Origin of the sequence: Brevibacillus sedimenti (assembly GCF_020923495.1) — a bacterium.
GTDB lineage: Bacteria > Bacillota > Bacilli > Brevibacillales > Brevibacillaceae > Brevibacillus > Brevibacillus aydinogluensis.
Genome location: NZ_CP064048.1, coordinates 64,343 through 80,000 on the forward strand (window position 1 = coordinate 64,343; position 15,658 = coordinate 80,000).

At 57.6% G+C, this 15,658-nt stretch carries 17 protein-coding genes; 3 read left to right on the top strand and 14 right to left on the bottom strand.

Annotated features, from left to right (window positions below; translation table 11 throughout):
* Positions 1–56 precede the first annotated feature (56 nt).
* Entirely contained in the window at positions 57–3,503 is a 3,447-nt protein-coding gene (locus IRT44_RS00355; RefSeq protein WP_171567119.1) for a pyruvate carboxylase, read from the top strand.
* 61 nt (positions 3,504–3,564) lie between these two features.
* Entirely contained in the window at positions 3,565–4,266 is a 702-nt protein-coding gene (locus IRT44_RS00360; protein ID WP_171567120.1) for a hypothetical protein, read from the top strand.
* 110 nt (positions 4,267–4,376) lie between these two features.
* On the opposite strand, the gene ytfJ is transcribed toward IRT44_RS00360, so the two are convergent.
* The 14 genes from ytfJ to IRT44_RS00430 form a co-directional block, all read right to left on the bottom strand.
* Positions 4,377–4,835, bottom strand: a complete 459-nt coding sequence (gene ytfJ, locus IRT44_RS00365; protein WP_171567121.1) for a GerW family sporulation protein — start codon at positions 4,833–4,835, stop codon at positions 4,377–4,379.
* A gap of 160 nt (positions 4,836–4,995) precedes the next feature.
* The gene (locus IRT44_RS00370; protein ID WP_230077253.1) at positions 4,996–5,658 is read right to left on the bottom strand and encodes a DUF2953 domain-containing protein; all 663 of its coding nucleotides are present in this window, start codon (positions 5,656–5,658) and stop codon (positions 4,996–4,998) included.
* A gap of 69 nt (positions 5,659–5,727) precedes the next feature.
* Positions 5,728–6,699, bottom strand: coding sequence for an S-layer homology domain-containing protein (locus IRT44_RS00375; RefSeq protein WP_212132758.1), 972 nt, complete (start codon positions 6,697–6,699; stop codon positions 5,728–5,730).
* Positions 6,700–6,844: 145 nt separating this feature from the next.
* Positions 6,845–7,510 (bottom strand): L,D-transpeptidase family protein, encoded by a 666-nt coding sequence (locus IRT44_RS00380; RefSeq protein ID WP_230077254.1) that lies wholly within the window; start codon positions 7,508–7,510, stop codon positions 6,845–6,847.
* A gap of 27 nt (positions 7,511–7,537) precedes the next feature.
* A complete protein-coding gene (sleB, locus tag IRT44_RS00385; RefSeq protein ID WP_171567608.1) occupies positions 7,538–8,125 on the bottom strand; it encodes a spore cortex-lytic enzyme in 588 nt (195 codons plus the stop codon).
* A gap of 153 nt (positions 8,126–8,278) precedes the next feature.
* Positions 8,279–8,629, bottom strand: coding sequence for a stage V sporulation protein AE (spoVAE, locus tag IRT44_RS00390; RefSeq protein WP_171567599.1), 351 nt, complete (start codon positions 8,627–8,629; stop codon positions 8,279–8,281).
* A gap of 1 nt (position 8,630) precedes the next feature.
* Positions 8,631–9,650 carry a stage V sporulation protein AD gene (spoVAD, locus tag IRT44_RS00395; RefSeq protein ID WP_171567600.1) on the bottom strand — a complete coding sequence of 340 codons (1,020 nt, stop codon included), beginning with the start codon at positions 9,648–9,650 and terminating at the stop codon, positions 8,631–8,633.
* 3 nt (positions 9,651–9,653) lie between these two features.
* Positions 9,654–10,127, bottom strand: coding sequence for a stage V sporulation protein AC (gene spoVAC, locus IRT44_RS00400; RefSeq protein ID WP_230077255.1), 474 nt, complete (start codon positions 10,125–10,127; stop codon positions 9,654–9,656).
* A gap of 17 nt (positions 10,128–10,144) precedes the next feature.
* Positions 10,145–11,005, bottom strand: coding sequence for a DUF421 domain-containing protein (locus tag IRT44_RS00405; RefSeq protein ID WP_212132760.1), 861 nt, complete (start codon positions 11,003–11,005; stop codon positions 10,145–10,147).
* Between the two features lie 69 nt (positions 11,006–11,074).
* Positions 11,075–11,281 carry a DUF1657 domain-containing protein gene (locus tag IRT44_RS00410; protein ID WP_171567603.1) on the bottom strand — a complete coding sequence of 69 codons (207 nt, stop codon included), beginning with the start codon at positions 11,279–11,281 and terminating at the stop codon, positions 11,075–11,077.
* Between the two features lie 150 nt (positions 11,282–11,431).
* Positions 11,432–11,635, bottom strand: coding sequence for an alpha/beta-type small acid-soluble spore protein (locus tag IRT44_RS00415; RefSeq protein WP_171567604.1), 204 nt, complete (start codon positions 11,633–11,635; stop codon positions 11,432–11,434).
* A gap of 97 nt (positions 11,636–11,732) precedes the next feature.
* Entirely contained in the window at positions 11,733–12,863 is a 1,131-nt protein-coding gene (locus IRT44_RS00420; RefSeq protein ID WP_230077256.1) for an MGDG synthase family glycosyltransferase, read from the bottom strand.
* Positions 12,860–13,447 (bottom strand): YkoP family protein, encoded by a 588-nt coding sequence (locus IRT44_RS00425; protein WP_171567605.1) that lies wholly within the window; start codon positions 13,445–13,447, stop codon positions 12,860–12,862. Before IRT44_RS00425 ends, IRT44_RS00420 begins: the two co-directional genes overlap by 4 nt.
* A gap of 104 nt (positions 13,448–13,551) precedes the next feature.
* A complete protein-coding gene (locus tag IRT44_RS00430; RefSeq protein ID WP_230077257.1) occupies positions 13,552–14,205 on the bottom strand; it encodes a TerC family protein in 654 nt (217 codons plus the stop codon).
* A 213-nt stretch (positions 14,206–14,418) separates the two neighbouring features.
* On the opposite strand from IRT44_RS00430, the gene IRT44_RS00435 reads away from it, so the two are divergent.
* Positions 14,419–15,573, top strand: a complete 1,155-nt coding sequence (locus IRT44_RS00435) for a sensor histidine kinase (protein WP_171567607.1) — start codon at positions 14,419–14,421, stop codon at positions 15,571–15,573.
* The last annotated feature ends 85 nt before the right edge of the window (positions 15,574–15,658 follow it).

Here is a 15,658-nt window from a genome sequence, read left to right on the forward strand (position 1 = left end):
TTTACACTATATATAATTTTCGCTCACGACTGCGAGAGAAGAAGGGGGAGAGCACCATGCACAAGCGCAAGATCAACCGGCTGTTGGTCGCCAACCGCGGGGAAATCGCCATTCGCATTTTCCGCGCCGCTACCGAGCTGGGGATTCGCACCATCGCCATCTACTCGGAACAGGACAACGTCTCCATTCACCGCTTCAAAGCGGACGAGTCCTATCTGGTGGGGGCCGGCAAAGGCCCGATCGAAGCCTACCTGGACATCGACAGCATTATTGAGATCGCCAAACGCAACGACGTCGACGCCATTCACCCGGGCTACGGTTTTCTCGCTGAAAACGCCGAATTTGCCCGCCGCTGCGAGCAGGAAGGGATCATTTTCATCGGCCCGTCGCCCGAGCTGATTGAGGCGTTCGGCGACAAGGTGGAGGCACGCCGAATGGCGATCAACGCAGGCATCCCGGTGATACCGGGGACGCCGGAACCGATCGAGACGATGCAGGATGCGTTGCTGTTTGCCAAAGAGCACGGCTACCCGATCATCATCAAGGGCGTGTCGGGAGGCGGCGGCCGGGGCATGCGCATCGTGCGCAGCCAGGACGAGCTGCAGGAAGCGCTCGATCGGGCCCGCTCCGAAGCCCGCTCGTCGTTTGGAAACGCCAAGGTGTATCTGGAGCGCTATCTGGAAAAGCCGAAACACATCGAGGTGCAGATCCTTGGCGATTCACACGGCAACATCGTGCACCTGTACGAACGGGACTGCTCGGTGCAGCGCCGCCACCAAAAGGTCGTGGAAGTGGCCCCCAGCCTGGCGCTGGATGACGAACTGCGCGAGGCCATCTGTCAGGCCGCGCTGAAGCTGATGAGACAAGCTGGCTACAGCAACGCCGGCACTGTCGAGTTTCTGTTGACGCCGGATCGCCAGTTTTACTTTATTGAAGTAAATCCACGCATTCAAGTGGAGCACACGATTACCGAACTGATCACCGGCATTGACATCGTGCAGGCGCAGATCCGCATCGCCGAAGGGCACGCGCTGTCCGATCCGGAAATCGGCATCCCGTCGCAGGAGGCGGTGCAGATGAGCGGCTACGCCATCCAGTGCCGCGTCACCACGGAAGACCCGGAAAACAACTTCCTGCCCGATGCGGGACGGCTTTTGGCCTGGCGCTCCGGCGGCGGCTTCGGCGTGCGGTTGGACGGCGGCAATGGCTACCCCGGCGCGATCATTACGCCCTACTACGACTCGCTGTTGGTGAAAATTTCCACCTACGCGACCACCTTTGACCAGGCCGCCCGCAAAATGCTGCGCACGCTGCGCGAATTCCGCATTCGCGGGGTAAAAACCAATCTGCCCTTTTTGGAGAACGTCGTCACGCATCCCGATTTCTTGAGCGGCCAATACGACACCTCGTTCATCGACACCAAACCGGAGCTGTTCATCTTCCCGGGCCGCCAAGACCGCGGCACCAAGCTGCTTACCTACATCGGCAACACGATTGTCAACGGGTACCCGGGCCTGCCAAAGCAGGAGAAAAAACCGCACTTTGACACGCCGCGCATCCCCCGGACCTCGTTTGCCCAGCCGTACCCGGACGGCACCAAACAGATTCTGGACCGCGAAGGCGTGGACGGGCTGATTCGCTGGATTCGTGAACAGAATCGGGTGCTGATTACCGACACCACCTTCCGTGACGCCCACCAGTCGCTGTTTGCCACCCGCGTGCGCACCTACGATCTGGCGGCAGTGGCGGAAGCAACCGGCAAGCTGGGCGCCGGCCTGTTCTCGCTGGAAATGTGGGGCGGTGCAACGTTTGACACATCGATGCGCTTTTTGCGGGAATCTCCCTGGGAACGGCTGCAGATCCTGCGCGAGCGCATCCCCAACATCTTGTTCCAGATGCTCCTGCGCGGAGCCAACGCCGTCGGCTACACCAACTACCCGGACAACGTCATCCAGGCGTTCGTCAAGGCCTCGGCGGAAAACGGCATCGACGTCTTCCGCATCTTTGACAGCCTGAACTGGCTGCCGGGCATGCAGACGGCCATCGACGCCGTGCGCGAAAGCGGCAAAGTGGCGGAAGCGGCCATCTGCTACACCGGCGACATTCTGGACCCCAGCCGAACCAAGTACACCTTGCGCTATTACGTCGACCTGGCCAAGCAGTTGGAAAAGGCGGGGGCGCACATCCTGGCGATCAAGGACATGGCCGGCCTGTTGAAGCCATATGCCGCCTACGAACTGGTCCGCGCCCTGAAACAGGAGATCGGCATCCCGATCCACCTGCACACCCACGATACGTCCGGCAACGGCGTGGCAATGCTGCTGAAGGCTATCGAAGCGGGCGTAGACATCGTCGACGCCTGCGTCAGCTCCATGTCGGGGCTTACCTCCCAGCCCAGCCTCAACGCGCTGGTCGCTGCCCTCGACCATACGGAGCGGCAAACGGGCCTCTCACTCGAAGCGTTTAACAAGCTGTCCGACTACTGGGAAGACGTCCGGCCGCTGTACCAGGGCTTTGAGAGCGGCATGAAGGCGAGCAATACGGAAGTGTATGTGCACGAAATGCCAGGCGGCCAGTACACCAATCTGGAGCAGCAGGCCAAGGCGGTCGGCCTCGAGGGACGGTGGGACGAGGTCAAACAGATGTACGCCACGGTGAACCAGATGTTCGGCGACATCGTCAAGGTCACCCCCTCCTCCAAAGTGGTGGGCGACATGGCGCTGTTCATGGTGCAAAACGGCCTGACCGAAGAAAACATCTGGGAAAAGGGACAGCGGCTCGACTTTCCCGACTCCGTCATCCAGTTCTTCCAGGGCTATCTCGGACAGCCGCCGGGCGGTTTCCCGAAAAAGCTGCAGGAACTGGTGCTGAAAGGGCGGGACGCCTTCACGGCACGGCCGGGCGAACTGCTCCCCCCTGTCGACTTTGCCAAGGTAGCGGCCGAACTGGAGGAAAAAATCGGCCGGGAGCCGAGCGAGCTGGATGTGCTGGCGTACATCATGTATCCGCAGGTCTTCCTGCAGTACGACCAGAGCGTCAAAGAGTACGGCGACCTGTCCGTTCTGGACACCGCCACCTTCTTCTACGGGCTGCGTCCGGGCGAAGAGACAGCGATCACGATCGAGCGCGGCAAGACCTTGATCATCAAGCTGGTCGCGGTCGGCGATCTGCATCCGGACGGGCGGCGCATTATCTACTTTGAGTTGAACGGACAGCCGCGGGAAATCTTCATCCACGACCAGTCCGCCCAGGTTGCGGAACAGACCCGCCGCAAGGCCGACCCGCAAAATCCTGCCCATCTCGGCGCCTCCATGCCGGGCAAGGTGTTGAAGGTGCTGGTGGCGGAAGGCGACAAAGTGCGCAAGGGCGAACATTTGCTGGTCAGCGAAGCGATGAAGATGGAGACCACCATTCAGGCGCCGATTGACGGCAAGATCAAAGCGGTTTACGTCAAGGCAGGCGACGCCATTGAGACGGGCGATCTGCTCGTGGAAATGGAATAATGCGGCAAATCGTTTTATAATGGAAGGAGAAACAATCCGACGCTGAAGGGAGGAGATCGTCATGAGACCGGCTGCGATCAGCCAAGTGCCGTACCGGTACAGGGTGGACAGCTACCGCGCCCACATGGCCCAGGCCAAGCTGAGCGCCCCCGTCGAGCCCATTCGCGGCTACAGTCTGCACCCGTTTTTCGCCAAACAGCGGCAGTGGACGGTGGAGGTGGCCAATGTTTTGTCCCGCTTCTACCGGTACTCAACGGAACTGGAACTGGCGGCACGGCAGTTTGCCCCATCCCGTCAAAGGAGTCTTGGCAATACAGACGGTGCCGCACCAGACGTGGACGAGCTGCTGCGTCGGACGCGTCAACTGACGGATCGATACAATCGGCTGCAGCGCTTTTGGCGGGAGCGTCCCGATTCGTTTGCACCCGGTCCGGACGATACCTTCTTTCGCATTACCCGGGCCGCACAAAGCGTACTGCCCAAATACGGCATCCGGCTGCAGCAGGACGGCAGCCTGGCTGTGGACGACGCCGCTTTCCGCCAGGGAGTCGCCCAGGATTACGCCGGCTTTGAACAAGCGATGCAGGACTTGACACAGTCGTTTCGGCAGGTGGCGGATCGCCTGCAGGCCGCTCCTTCGGGGGGCTATGTACGCCGCACCCGGACACCAACGGGTGTCAATGCGTACGAATCGTCCTTGCTGCCGAACCTGTTTTTCCGGCACGCGGCCAGCACCGGCCTGTTCGTTAATCAATTGTGGTGATGGCGTCACAGCAGGACGGACTTACAGCATATATAAGAATTACGCCTGCAATGCACAACAGGTATGCCTTTCATGCGGCATACCTGTTGTTTTCATATGGTCGGTTTCGTTTAGCTGCGCTTGATCAGTTCTTCCAAGTCGTGTTCGTCCGCGTCGGTGATATACGTGGTGGACGTCACGGACGCCTGCTCTTTCTTGCCCATCAAGCTCTGCAGTTTGTCCACAACCTGCGGAATCGAGTCCAGTATCCGATCGTACAGATGGGTCGTATTTTCCAACGGAATCGAGCGAATTCCCTGCTTGCCCACGACCAAAAACGCCACCGGCGTGATCGACACCCCGCCGCCGCTTCCCCCGCCGAACGGATGGCCGAGGACTCCGGCATGATCCTTCTCATACTGGAATTCGCTTCCTCCCGCTGCGAAACCAAACCCAACCTTGGAGATCGGCAGTATTACGCTGCCGTCCGGCGTCTCCACTGGATCACCGATAATTGTATTGACATCCACCATTTGCTTGATGTTTTCCATTGCGGTTCTCATTAATCCCTGAATGGGATGGTCTGCCATGCCGTTTCCTCCTTGTCGAGATGAAATCTCCGTCTGAGCGTGTCTTCATAAGCATTTGTTAGCATGCCCAAAACAAGAACGGGGCATGTACCGGGGGACTGATGTCATCCGCTTTGGGAAAACGAGCACAGTCCGCTTCCGGACGTCGATTGTAACAGCTTCATGCCTCGGTCGGCGCCGTTTTCCACTCGCGCCGGCGTCCGATTTGCCAGCGAAGCAGCAGCCGTATGCCGGCCAACAGCACGTGTCCCAGCCAAACATGCAAAACGCAGCGAAACTGTGTCCGGATCACTGCCTGGTTCCAGACCGGCTGCACACTGAGACGCGGAATGCTGCGCAGCGAGACAGCGCCGGAAAAGACGCTCACCAGCATGCTTTTGACTCCCCAGGCGAGCCCCAACAGCGTGCCTGTTTCCGCAGCTTCTCCCGTTCCCAACACGGTATGCCACTCCAGGCGGGAACAGCGGATCTGACGCACAAACGCCCGTACTACCGGCTGCAGGTCATGCACCCGTTTCAGCAGGTCCTGGTACTTGTTTTTCCACTGCTTCACCTGTCTGGAGGTGACGTCCTGAATCGATTCGTCCATCACCGACTGCCCGCTCACCTTTTCGACCTTCGCTTTCAATTCCGTCCCTTCCTGCGTCTGCTTCAGCAGCAGGACCGGCAGTTCGTACTTTCTCCTAATCAGACGAAACCAGGCGGAGATTTCCACCACGAGATGGTCGTTTTCCCCGACCCGATTGTAGGCAATCGCGATCCGTATCGGCGTCACAGCTATTATCGCTACCAGAGCAAGGAAGCCCACGATCAGCCAGACCATCAAAAAATCCCACCCTTTCCCTGTTAGTATGAATGGAAAGAGTGGGAATTATGTTCCATGTATGGGTTGTCAATCCAGAATATAAACGCGCACATTCTTTTGCAGACCGTGGTTTCGCGCTTGCTGCAGGGTCGGCAGGAACAGGTCCACGTGATGCTGTTTGACCGCCCCTCCGATGTCGGCCGCGACCGCGTAGCCGTACCCTTCAATGTACAGGTGGCTTCCCAGCGGAATAACGTTGGGGTCGACCGCCACGACACCCTTGCGCAGCGGGTAGCCCAGATAAGAGAACACGTTGTCGCTCGGGTAGCTGTACGCCGTCGTCTGCACCGTCAGCATCCGTTCGTACGGCGTACCGATATTGGCCAGTCTCTGCTGCGCTGCCTGTGGCTTGTCGGGAAGCAGATGGAGGGCGGCGTACGTGGCTGCTTCCGCTCGGGTCATCGGCTTGTCCGGCTTCAGGGTGCTGTCAGGATAGGCACCGACCAGACCGTTCTTCAGCGCGTACACAAACGGCCGCTGGAACACTTCCCCCACTGCTTGCCCGTCGGGATAATGCAAAAGCGTCTTGTAGGAAGCCGTCCAGCCGAGCTGGTTTACCTTTCCGCTGTCTCCGGTCGCCCGTGTCAGGATGGAGACCAGTTCTTCCCGCTGAACGGGATTGCCGGGATGCAGGTACACTCGACCGCCTATCTTTTGGCCGTGGATGATCCCCAGCCGGTATGCGGTGTCGGCGTAGGGGGCCAGCCAGCTGTCACGCGGCACGTCTGCAAACGGCGAGGTATTGCCCGCCACTGGCTTAATCCCTTTTGCCTTGAGAAACATTGCGATCAATTCGCCGCGGGTGACCGGATCGTCCGGACGGAAGCGCTCCGCCCGTTCAACGCCCCCCGCTATGTACAGGTTGTTGATTTCTTTTTTTGCCCAATGTCCGTCAACGTCAGCAAATGGTGTGGTTACAGGTGTTGTCTCCGCCTCTGCCGCCGGCGCGCCCATCCCGAAGATGGCTGCCAGAGAGGCCAGGATCAGCAGCTTTCTCATCATCAACCTCCTGAAACAAACATGCTGATTTTTCTCTCGTTTCATTCTATCGGAAAATTGTCAGAAAACAACCTACAATGTTCTCCAGCGATTTCCCGATTTCCCGTCAAAAAGGAAAACCCCTTTCCTGTTTGCAGGAAAGGGGTTACTCGACAATGCCCAAATGTACCAAATCCTCAAATCGGATCTGGCCTGTAACGGGTAGACCTTCTCCTTTCTGGAACCGAAAGACGGCCTGCTCCGTTTGCTTGTCAAAACGGCCGTGAACCTTGCCCCCGTAGTAACCGGCAGCCTTCAGGCGATTTTGCACCAGCTTGACCAGTGAGCCGCGGCTCCCCGGAACCAGAATGCGATAGGTCAGCCGCTCATGCCCCATGATCGGTCCATCGATGATGACCGGTGTTCCGATGCGGACATGCGGATAGATCTTTTCGATGTCTTGGTTTCGCATCCGAAAGCAGCCATGGCTGACATAACGCCCAATTTGCTCCGGTCTGTTGGTGCCGTGAATACCGTACGTTCCCCACTCCACATTGATGCCCAACCACCTGGACCCGAATCCTCCGCCCCAGTTTTTCGCTTTCTGAATGACGGAATAGACTCCGATCGGCGAAGGTGTATCGACGGCGCCGGGAGCGATCGGGAAAGACGCCAGCACTTCTCCTGTTGACGTTTGCAGGTAGAGACGCTTCTTCCACAGGTTTACGTACAAAAGGACAGACGCTTCCTCTTCCGGCTGCTTGGCCGAAACCGTCGAGACGGGGGCGTACAGTGCAATCAGCAGGGTGGAAACCGTGAGAATTGGTCGCATGACAATTCCATCGCTCCGTTACGTGTATTATCGTGCGAAAATGTGCTGACCGATCCGTTTGATTTGCGGGCGGGACCAAATCCAGCGGGATGTCGCCGTAGCCGGGTTGAAGTAGTACAGGGCACCGCCCGACGGGTCCCAGCCGCGAACCGCGTCGTACGCTGCACGATACGCCGTTTGATTGGGAGCGAGCCAGAACTGGCCGTCGTCCACCGCGGTAAAGGCGTACGGCTCAAAGATGATGCCCTTTATCGTATGAGGAAATTGCGGCGACTGCAAACGGTTCATGACGACAGCGGCTACAGCCACCTGTCCGACGTACGGCTCACCACGCGCTTCCGCATGTACCAGGCGGGCCAGCAGTATCATTTCCTCCCGGTTGACCGATACTTTTTTCAGCGTCCGCCAGGTATTCCTGCCGGCTATCCCGTCGGCAACCAAACCGTAGTTGCGCTGAAACTGCTTGACGGCTTGGCGGGTGTGCGGTCCGAATTTTCCATCCAGCGGCTGTTGGTAGTATCCAAGCACCTGCAGCCGGTACTGCAAGTCCCAGACGTCTCCGCCCTTGCTCCCTTGTTTCAGCAAGGGGGCCGCCGAAGCAGGCGCCGCCGTCATCAGCAGCGCGACAACAAGCGTCAACAGCAGGGAGGTTAACGGTTTTCGCTTGAACACTGTTCATCCCTCCTCAAGCCACCATTCTAGCTGTTGGGATGAATGCGGTTCAATTCAAGCTTTCTGCCAGCTCTGGAAAATTGCACTGTTGTTTCGCTATCCTTTGGGACGGAAAACCAATGCGGCAAAAAAGCCGAACACAATCGCAGCGGAGACGCCTGCGCTGGTCACCTCAAAAATGCCGGTGATGATCCCCACCAATCCATGTTTTTCCGCCTCCGCCAGCGCACCATGCACCAGTGCATTGCCAAAACTGGTAATGGGGACTGTGGCCCCGGCGCCGGCAAACTCGATCAGCGGATCGTACAGGCCGAGGCCATCCAGCACGGCCCCGGCCACCACCAATGAGGACATGGTGTGGGCTGGCGTCAGCTTGACGACATCGAGCAAAAACTGGCCGATGAGACAAATGGTTCCTCCTACCAAAAACGCCCAGAAAAACGTCACGTTATCCCTCCTCATTCGGCTCTGATTCGATTGCCACGGCGTGGGCAATGCACGGAATGCTCTCTCCCTGCTGATAGGAGATGGGAGAAAGCAGCGCACCCGTCGCCACCACCAGGATTCGTCTCCACTTGCCCGCCTTCATTTGGTTGAGCAGATGGCCATACGTGACGGTAGCGACACAGCCGCATCCGCTGCCGCCCGACCAGACGACAGGATTGTCGCCGTAAATCATCCGGCCGCAGTCCTGGTAACGATCCAGCGGAATGTGGAGATTGTGCTTGGGCAGCAGTTCCGACAGAATGGAATGGCCCACCTTCCCCAGGTCTCCGGTCACCACCAGGTCGTAATGATCGTGGGGCAGCCCCAGGTCGCGGAAATGAGCTTCCAGCGTATCCAAGGCAGCAGGTGCCATGGCCGCTCCCATGTTGAACGGATCGGACAACCCCATGTCCACCACACGCCCAATCGTGGCGGCCACGACATGCGGTCCTTTTCCCTGGCGGGCGATGACCGCCGCTCCCGCCCCTGTGACCGTCCATTGGGCTGTGGGCGGTTTTTGCGAACCGTACTCGGTCGGGTAGCGGTACTGCTTTTCCGCCGATCCGTTGTGGCTGGCGGTTGCGGCCAGCACGTAATCGGCCGACTGGCTATCCACCAGCAGGGACCCCAGTGCCAGACTTTCCATCGCGGTAGAGCAGGCTCCAAACAGGCCCAGATAGGGAATCCCCAGCGTGCGAGCCGAAAAATTGGCGGTGATAAGCTGGTTCGTCAGATCGCCGGCGAGCAGGAAGTGGATGTCGTCCTTTCGCAGCATCGCCTTTTCCACCGCCTTGTCGCAGGCTTCCTCCAGCAAGACCCTCTCGGCCTTTTCCCAACTGTCCTGCCCCATCATCAAATCGCCGTGCAGCGTGTCAAAATCGTCGGCCAACGGTCCTTTGGCTTCAAACGGGCCGCCGATCGCCGCCGCCCCGACGATCACCGGCCTGGAAGGAAAGACCCATGATTGATGCCCCTGTCTCATGCTCTACCCTCCCATTTTCATCAGCGTTTTAATCAACCCGATCACAAACGCGGACATCACCCCAAACACGATGACCGATCCGGCCAGTTTGAACATGTTGCCGCCCACCCCGAGCACAAAACCTTCGCTGCGATGTTCGATCGCCGCCGATGCGATGGAGTTGGCGAAGCCGGTCACCGGCACGCTGGTTCCGGCCCCTGCCCACTGGGCGATGCGATCGTACACCCCGAGTCCCGTCAACAGGGCGGAGAGAAAAATCAGCACTGCCACGGTAGGGTTGCCTGCTGTTTTTTCGGTAAAGTGAAAGTAATGGATAAAACCTTCTTGAATGGCCTGCCCCAGCACACAAATCAGTCCGCCGACGAGAAACGCCCGGACAAAGTTTTTCAACAAGGGGCGCGGCGGTTCGTGCCGTTTGGCCAACTGCTGATACTGCTGCTGGGTGGGCGTCAGCTTTTTCTTTTTTTGGTCCGTCACCTATACCCCTCCTTTCCTCATTGGGTCAAGAACGGCTTCACCTGATCAATCACGCGCTGCAGATGCTCCGCGTCCTTTTCGTAAACCTGCTTGGCCTGCTTGTCTTTCGTCGACAAGGCAAACATCTCCAGATCGGCCTGGCACTTTTTCAGAAGCGCGTAGGTCAGCTTCAATGCTTGGGGGGGAGGCACATTGATCTTGTCATCGTACAAATCCAAATAGAGCTGTCCAGCCCGGTCTACCTGGCCAAGAAACACGTTCTCCAGGGCCACACCCGCTTTTTGCAGTTCCATGCGCAACCAGTTGCGGTTCAGTCCCAGATTGGCCAGCGATTCGTCCATGATGGTGCCGTCCATGATCACCGCCTGTGGTTCCTCCGCCTGTGCAACAGGCAGGTCGAGATCCTGCGGGGTGACCGGCCGATGCTGTGATTTGAGCAGTACGCTAATTTCGCCGTTCGTCTCCATCAGCGCAAATTCCACGTCCGCCAAGCGAAACACGTTTTTCATCCGCAGTTGCTCCATCAGGTCTTCCGCCGTCAGCCGCTCTTTTTTCAGGTTGTCTTCCAAAATCTTGCCGTCCTTGATCAGAATGGTAGCCTTTCCTTCCACTACGTCCCTGATCTTCTTGCTTTTCAGCGAAAGCCACTCTATGGCTACCGGAATGAGGGCAAAGATCGTCATGGCTACGAGGCTGTGATAGATCGGACCGTCCATGTCGCTGGCCATGAATGCCGCAATGGACCCGATCGAAATGCCCACGATGTACTCGATGTATGTAAGCTGTCTGATCTGCCGCTTGCCGATCAGCTTTGTCAAAATGAACAGGTACACCAGTGCCACGACGGAGCGGATGACAAGGTTGAGCCACTCAGGCATTGTGTTCACCTCCTGGCTTGACGCGGGAGAGGAGAGAGCGTGCCTCCCCCCGTCCTGCGAACAAACCGTTTAAAATCCCTTGTATTGAGGTTCTTCGTTTTCCAGTTCCGTTACCCGCTGCTGCAGATTGTCGATGATCGACTGCGTCTGCTGGGCCGCTTGGGTGTACAATTGTTTGGCCTGTTGATTTTGCGTGCTGAGTGCAAACTGCTCCAGGTTGGCCTGTGCCCCTTTCAGGCTGGCCAGCGTTTGTTTTACTTGCGATGCGACGGTCATTTGCCTTCACCTCCTAGCACCTTTAGATTCAGCAAAGGGGGGCAAAATATTCTCCTATGATGTCCACCCACTTTTTGTAATTTTTTACAGATGATCAAACAAAAAGGAAAGACACCCGAACAGGTGCCTTTCCACATCCAACCTATTTGGTTATGCACGGCCAGCAAGTTGTTGTTCAGCGAAGGACACCAGACGCTTGGTGATCTCTCCTCCGACAGAACCGTTTTGACGGGAAGTGGTGTCTGGGCCAAGTTGTACACCAAACTCGGCAGCGATTTCATACTTCAGTTGGTCCAGAGCTTGGTTGGCTTGCGGCACCAGCAGGTTGTTGCTGGAACGGTTGTTGTTCGGCATCTGTGTTCACCTCCTCGTTGTTTGTAGCTTTAATATGTGTGATGGCCGATAGCTTCATGCATTGTCAGAGCAGGGATTTCACTGGCAATTTATAGCGTTATAGCGAGAGCAGAAAGTCGGCGATGCGCCGGGCCGCATCGGGTTGACGCAGAGCATCCATGCGGCGAACCATCTCCTCCCGCTCTTCCGGATAGCACCGCCAGCGAACGATCAGACGCGCAATCTCCTCGGACCGTTCCGCCCACGCAGCGGCCTTATGCTGGAGTAAAAACGACAAATTGTGGCGCTCTTGCCCCGGCAGCGGCCGATACAGGATCAGCGGTGTCCGGAGCGCCAGCGCTTCCGCACAACTGATGCCGCCCGGCTTGGTGACATAGGCATCGGCTGCGCCGATCCACTCCCAAATGGACGGCTCGTACCCTTTTACCACGAGGCGGTGCAGCGGATGAAGCTGTCCGGCGAGCAGCGACAGCCGCTGCCTGATCGGCTCGTTTTTTCCCGTAATCACCACGATGTGCAGCGGTTCCGGCACGTTCAACAAGGACCGGACCACTTCCTCCATGCCGCCGTGGCCGCCCTCTCCCCCGCACACCAGTACGGTAAACTGGTCGGGCGACAGTCCCATCCGCGATTTCCAATACGCTTTCTCTTCCCGCGCCGCCGCAGCAAACACCGGACGCACCGGAATGCCGTATACGTGAATCCTTTCCCGTTTTACGCCGTGACGGCGCTCCAGAAGCTCCGCCAGCCGCTCGTGTGCCACGACGTAACCGTCAATCTCGGGATGCACCCAAAACCTGTGGACGTGGAAATCGGTCGGTATGCTGACCAGCCGGAACCGCTTGCCTGCCTTTTTCCTGGCGTGTGCCAGGGCGGGCAAGCAGTAGGCGTGAGTGGCGGCGACGACGTCCGGCTGTTCCCGTTCCAACAGTTCGCGGATAAGACGTCGCGCCAGAAAGGCCCCTATCGGCTTGGCGAGGGCCGTACCCCACATCTGCTCGCGGTCGTACAGACGCTGCCAGAGCGTTGGACTATAGCGCAGCATCTGCCCATAAAAAAAACGGGACAACTCCCGCAATGCCGGGCTGGCCGCCTGCAATCCGCCCTCCACGCGGGCGTACACGTCGGGGCAGCGTTCCACCACCGCCTCGCGCAGTGCTTCCGCCGCCATCCGGTGTCCGCTGCCGGCCCACTCCTCGGTTACAACCAGCAGGCGCTTCCCGTTCACTGCCGATCACCCGCCGGTTCCTGCTGCCGTGGCAGATAACGGCGAAGCAACTCCTCTTTGGACATGTACACCCGCTTCAGCGGCATCTCCCGGTCCCAACGCTGAATGCGCCGCTTGCCGTCGGGATGGATCAGGCGCACCATCAGTCTGAGATACCAGCGCTTGTAGCGAAAAAACCAGTTCATCGGCACGTCCGAGATGGAAAACCCGAGCGGTTTCACTCCCTTGTGCAGCATGGTGGTACCGACGATGCCCTTGATGCGGTCCCGATCCTTATGCCCATCCAGATACGCCGCCAACTGCGGCAGGGAGCGCATGATGTGATGACGGAGCAGCAAGACCAGCCGCAGGTCGTCCTTTACGCCTTGGCTTTGCTTGGCAAAATAGTAATTGTGGATATGCAGTTTCAAAATCAGATCCCCGTCGCGAATGACGCGTTGATCGGATGTAACGAGCGGCTCACCCCGGTAGCGCAATAAAACGACACGAAATATGTTGTTGTCTTTGTCAACGTATCTGAGCCGCGTGCAGCGTTGGTAGATCGTGTCCCAAACGCCCCACAACATCAAGATACCCGTATTCATCTGCGATCGGATCCTTTCATCGTCAGGCTTTCTTCTTACCCTGTAGTATGCCCCGATCCTTCTCGCGAAATCACCGGGAACACCGCTCGCCCTCCCTCGTCTCCCTACGTTTTTCCGAAGCGGCCCAGTGCCATTACCGCCACCGCCACCAACAGCGGCAGCCAGGCGTGGTTCAGAAGAAGCGGGTTAAGTGCGTTCCAAACGTACGGATCTTCCAGACACATGTCCGTCGCAGTGTAGGCCAGAATGCCTCCGCCGACGATCACCAAGCTGTGGAAGCGGTTCATCAGCCGCGAAATCCAGGTGCTCCCCCACATCAAGAGGGGAATGCTCATGCCCAGCCCCAGGATCACCAGCACAATATCCCCATCGGCAGCTCCGCCCACTGCCAGCACATTGTCCAGGCTCATGACAAAATCGGCCAACAGGATCGTCTTGACTGCCTGGCCAACATTGCTGCCGTATCTGACCTCGATCGTCTCCTCCTGGCCCCCGCCGAAGATCAATTTGCAGGCAATCCACAGGAGCAGCACCCCTCCCACCGCCTTGACCAGCGGAATGTCGAGCATCCAGGTGGCCATGCCTGTCAGCAGGACGCGCATCAGGATGGCCCCGAGCGTTCCGTAGAGGACAGCCCGCCGGCGTTCCGGCTCCGGCAGTCTCCGGCAGGCCATGCCGATGACGACGGCATTGTCGCTGCTGAGCACGACGTCTATCAGAAAAATGTGCACGAACCCCAGCCAAAATTGCCCGTCCATCTCCGCCTCCCCTGCCCGTCTGAGTTTGTCCTTCTTACTCTATGCGCCTGTTTGCGGACTAATGAGCGCTTTTCTTTCCGAAAAAAGGCGAGAAAACGCGTTTTTTGTAGAAAAATACTTCCATAAAAAACATTTTAATGTGAAAAATAGGATAAACATACCTTGTTTTTCTGGGCGTCCTTCCGTACGATTAAAGTTGGGGTGGGAAAAGCTATGGCGGAAACAGTGTCTCTAAATCTTCACGATGTTTCACAGAAAATTCTTGATATGACGCCGACGATCACAACGCTGTGGCTGCAGGAAATCGTGATCAGCATGGATACTCCGTTGACGATTCCCCGCAATTTTGCCGAGAAGCGGACTGTGCTCCTGGCTCGCTATCTGGTGGAAGACGTCGACGGTGACATGCAGGCCTGGTCGCTGGACATGGGCGAGTGGATGCGCTCACAGGAGTTCCCGTTTTCATCGATTTTGCGTACGTACCAGTTGTACCGGAACGTATTCTGGCGGGTCCTCCGTCCGGAACTGCAGCAATGGTCGTTGGCGCCGGAAGAGATGCTGTACCTGGAAACTCAGTTGGGAAAAGCCATGGACGAGAGCGTCTACTGGGCTGTGTACCACTTCGAGCAAATGATCAACAAGGAGCTCGTCCAAAAGGAAGAAACCATCTCCTATTTGCACAACGACAAATTAACCATGCTGGGCAAAATCGCTGCCAACATGGCTCATGAACTGCGCAATCCACTATGCGCGATAGAAGGCTTCCTGAAGCTGATCTCCGAATCCACCCAGGGGCAGGACAAGCTGCAGTCCTACATCCAGGTGGTCATGCACGAATTTGAAAATTTGCACCGGCAGATTACCGGCTTCCTCAGCTTTTCGAAAAAGCCGATTCTGGACGAGGTATACAAGACGGTGGAAATCAGACAGGTCCTCTACGACGTGGAACTGCTGATTACGCCGCGGCTGGTGGGGGAAAACATTTGCTTTGACAAGCACATTGAACCGTGTACCCTGTACTGCTACGAAGAAGGTCTCAAGCAGGTGATGGTCAATTTGCTCAACAACGCCATTGATGCCGTCCAGACCCGTCTGAACAAGTCAATCCGCGTCATCTCCCACTGCGAGGGCGGATGGCTGCAGTTGACCGTCGAAAACAACGGAGAAATGATCCCGGCGGAGATCGTGGAAAATCTGTTTCAGCCGTTTTTCACCACCAAGCAGAACGGCACGGGGATCGGTTTGTCCATCTGCAAAAACATCATTGAAAAGCACAACGGCACCATCTCCTGTGAATCGACGGAGGAGTCCACCCGCTTCATCGTGAGGCTGCCGATTGCTACTGACCGTCTTTCTGCGTTCAGTTGAACGGCCGTCGACGAAAAAAAACCTCCTGCACGGTGCAGGAGGCGAGGCAAGAGATCCGTTACCTATCGGGTAAGCGATCTTAGCC

What these genes read in the sequence shown, in the direction of transcription:
- IRT44_RS00415 (WP_171567604.1), bottom strand. Translation starts at nt 11,635, where the DNA reads ATGCCGAACAACAACCGTTCCAGCAACAACCTGCTGGTGCCGCAAGCC.
- ytfJ (WP_171567121.1), bottom strand. Translation starts at nt 4,835, where the DNA reads ATGGCAGACCATCCCATTCAGGGATTAATGAGAACCGCAATGGAAAAC.
- IRT44_RS00430 (WP_230077257.1), bottom strand. Translation starts at nt 14,205, where the DNA reads ATGGACGGGCAATTTTGGCTGGGGTTCGTGCACATTTTTCTGATAGAC.
- IRT44_RS00435 (WP_171567607.1), top strand. Translation starts at nt 14,419, where the DNA reads ATGGCGGAAACAGTGTCTCTAAATCTTCACGATGTTTCACAGAAAATT.
- IRT44_RS00410 (WP_171567603.1), bottom strand. Translation starts at nt 11,281, where the DNA reads ATGACCGTCGCATCGCAAGTAAAACAAACGCTGGCCAGCCTGAAAGGG.
- IRT44_RS00370 (WP_230077253.1), bottom strand. Translation starts at nt 5,658, where the DNA reads ATGGTCTGGCTGATCGTGGGCTTCCTTGCTCTGGTAGCGATAATAGCT.
- IRT44_RS00360 (WP_171567120.1), top strand. Translation starts at nt 3,565, where the DNA reads ATGAGACCGGCTGCGATCAGCCAAGTGCCGTACCGGTACAGGGTGGAC.
- IRT44_RS00380 (WP_230077254.1), bottom strand. Translation starts at nt 7,510, where the DNA reads ATGCGACCAATTCTCACGGTTTCCACCCTGCTGATTGCACTGTACGCC.
- sleB (WP_171567608.1), bottom strand. Translation starts at nt 8,125, where the DNA reads ATGACGGCGGCGCCTGCTTCGGCGGCCCCCTTGCTGAAACAAGGGAGC.
- spoVAD (WP_171567600.1), bottom strand. Translation starts at nt 9,650, where the DNA reads ATGAGACAGGGGCATCAATCATGGGTCTTTCCTTCCAGGCCGGTGATC.
- IRT44_RS00375 (WP_212132758.1), bottom strand. Translation starts at nt 6,699, where the DNA reads ATGAGAAAGCTGCTGATCCTGGCCTCTCTGGCAGCCATCTTCGGGATG.
- IRT44_RS00405 (WP_212132760.1), bottom strand. Translation starts at nt 11,005, where the DNA reads ATGCCTGAGTGGCTCAACCTTGTCATCCGCTCCGTCGTGGCACTGGTG.
- IRT44_RS00425 (WP_171567605.1), bottom strand. Translation starts at nt 13,447, where the DNA reads ATGAATACGGGTATCTTGATGTTGTGGGGCGTTTGGGACACGATCTAC.
- IRT44_RS00355 (WP_171567119.1), top strand. Translation starts at nt 57, where the DNA reads ATGCACAAGCGCAAGATCAACCGGCTGTTGGTCGCCAACCGCGGGGAA.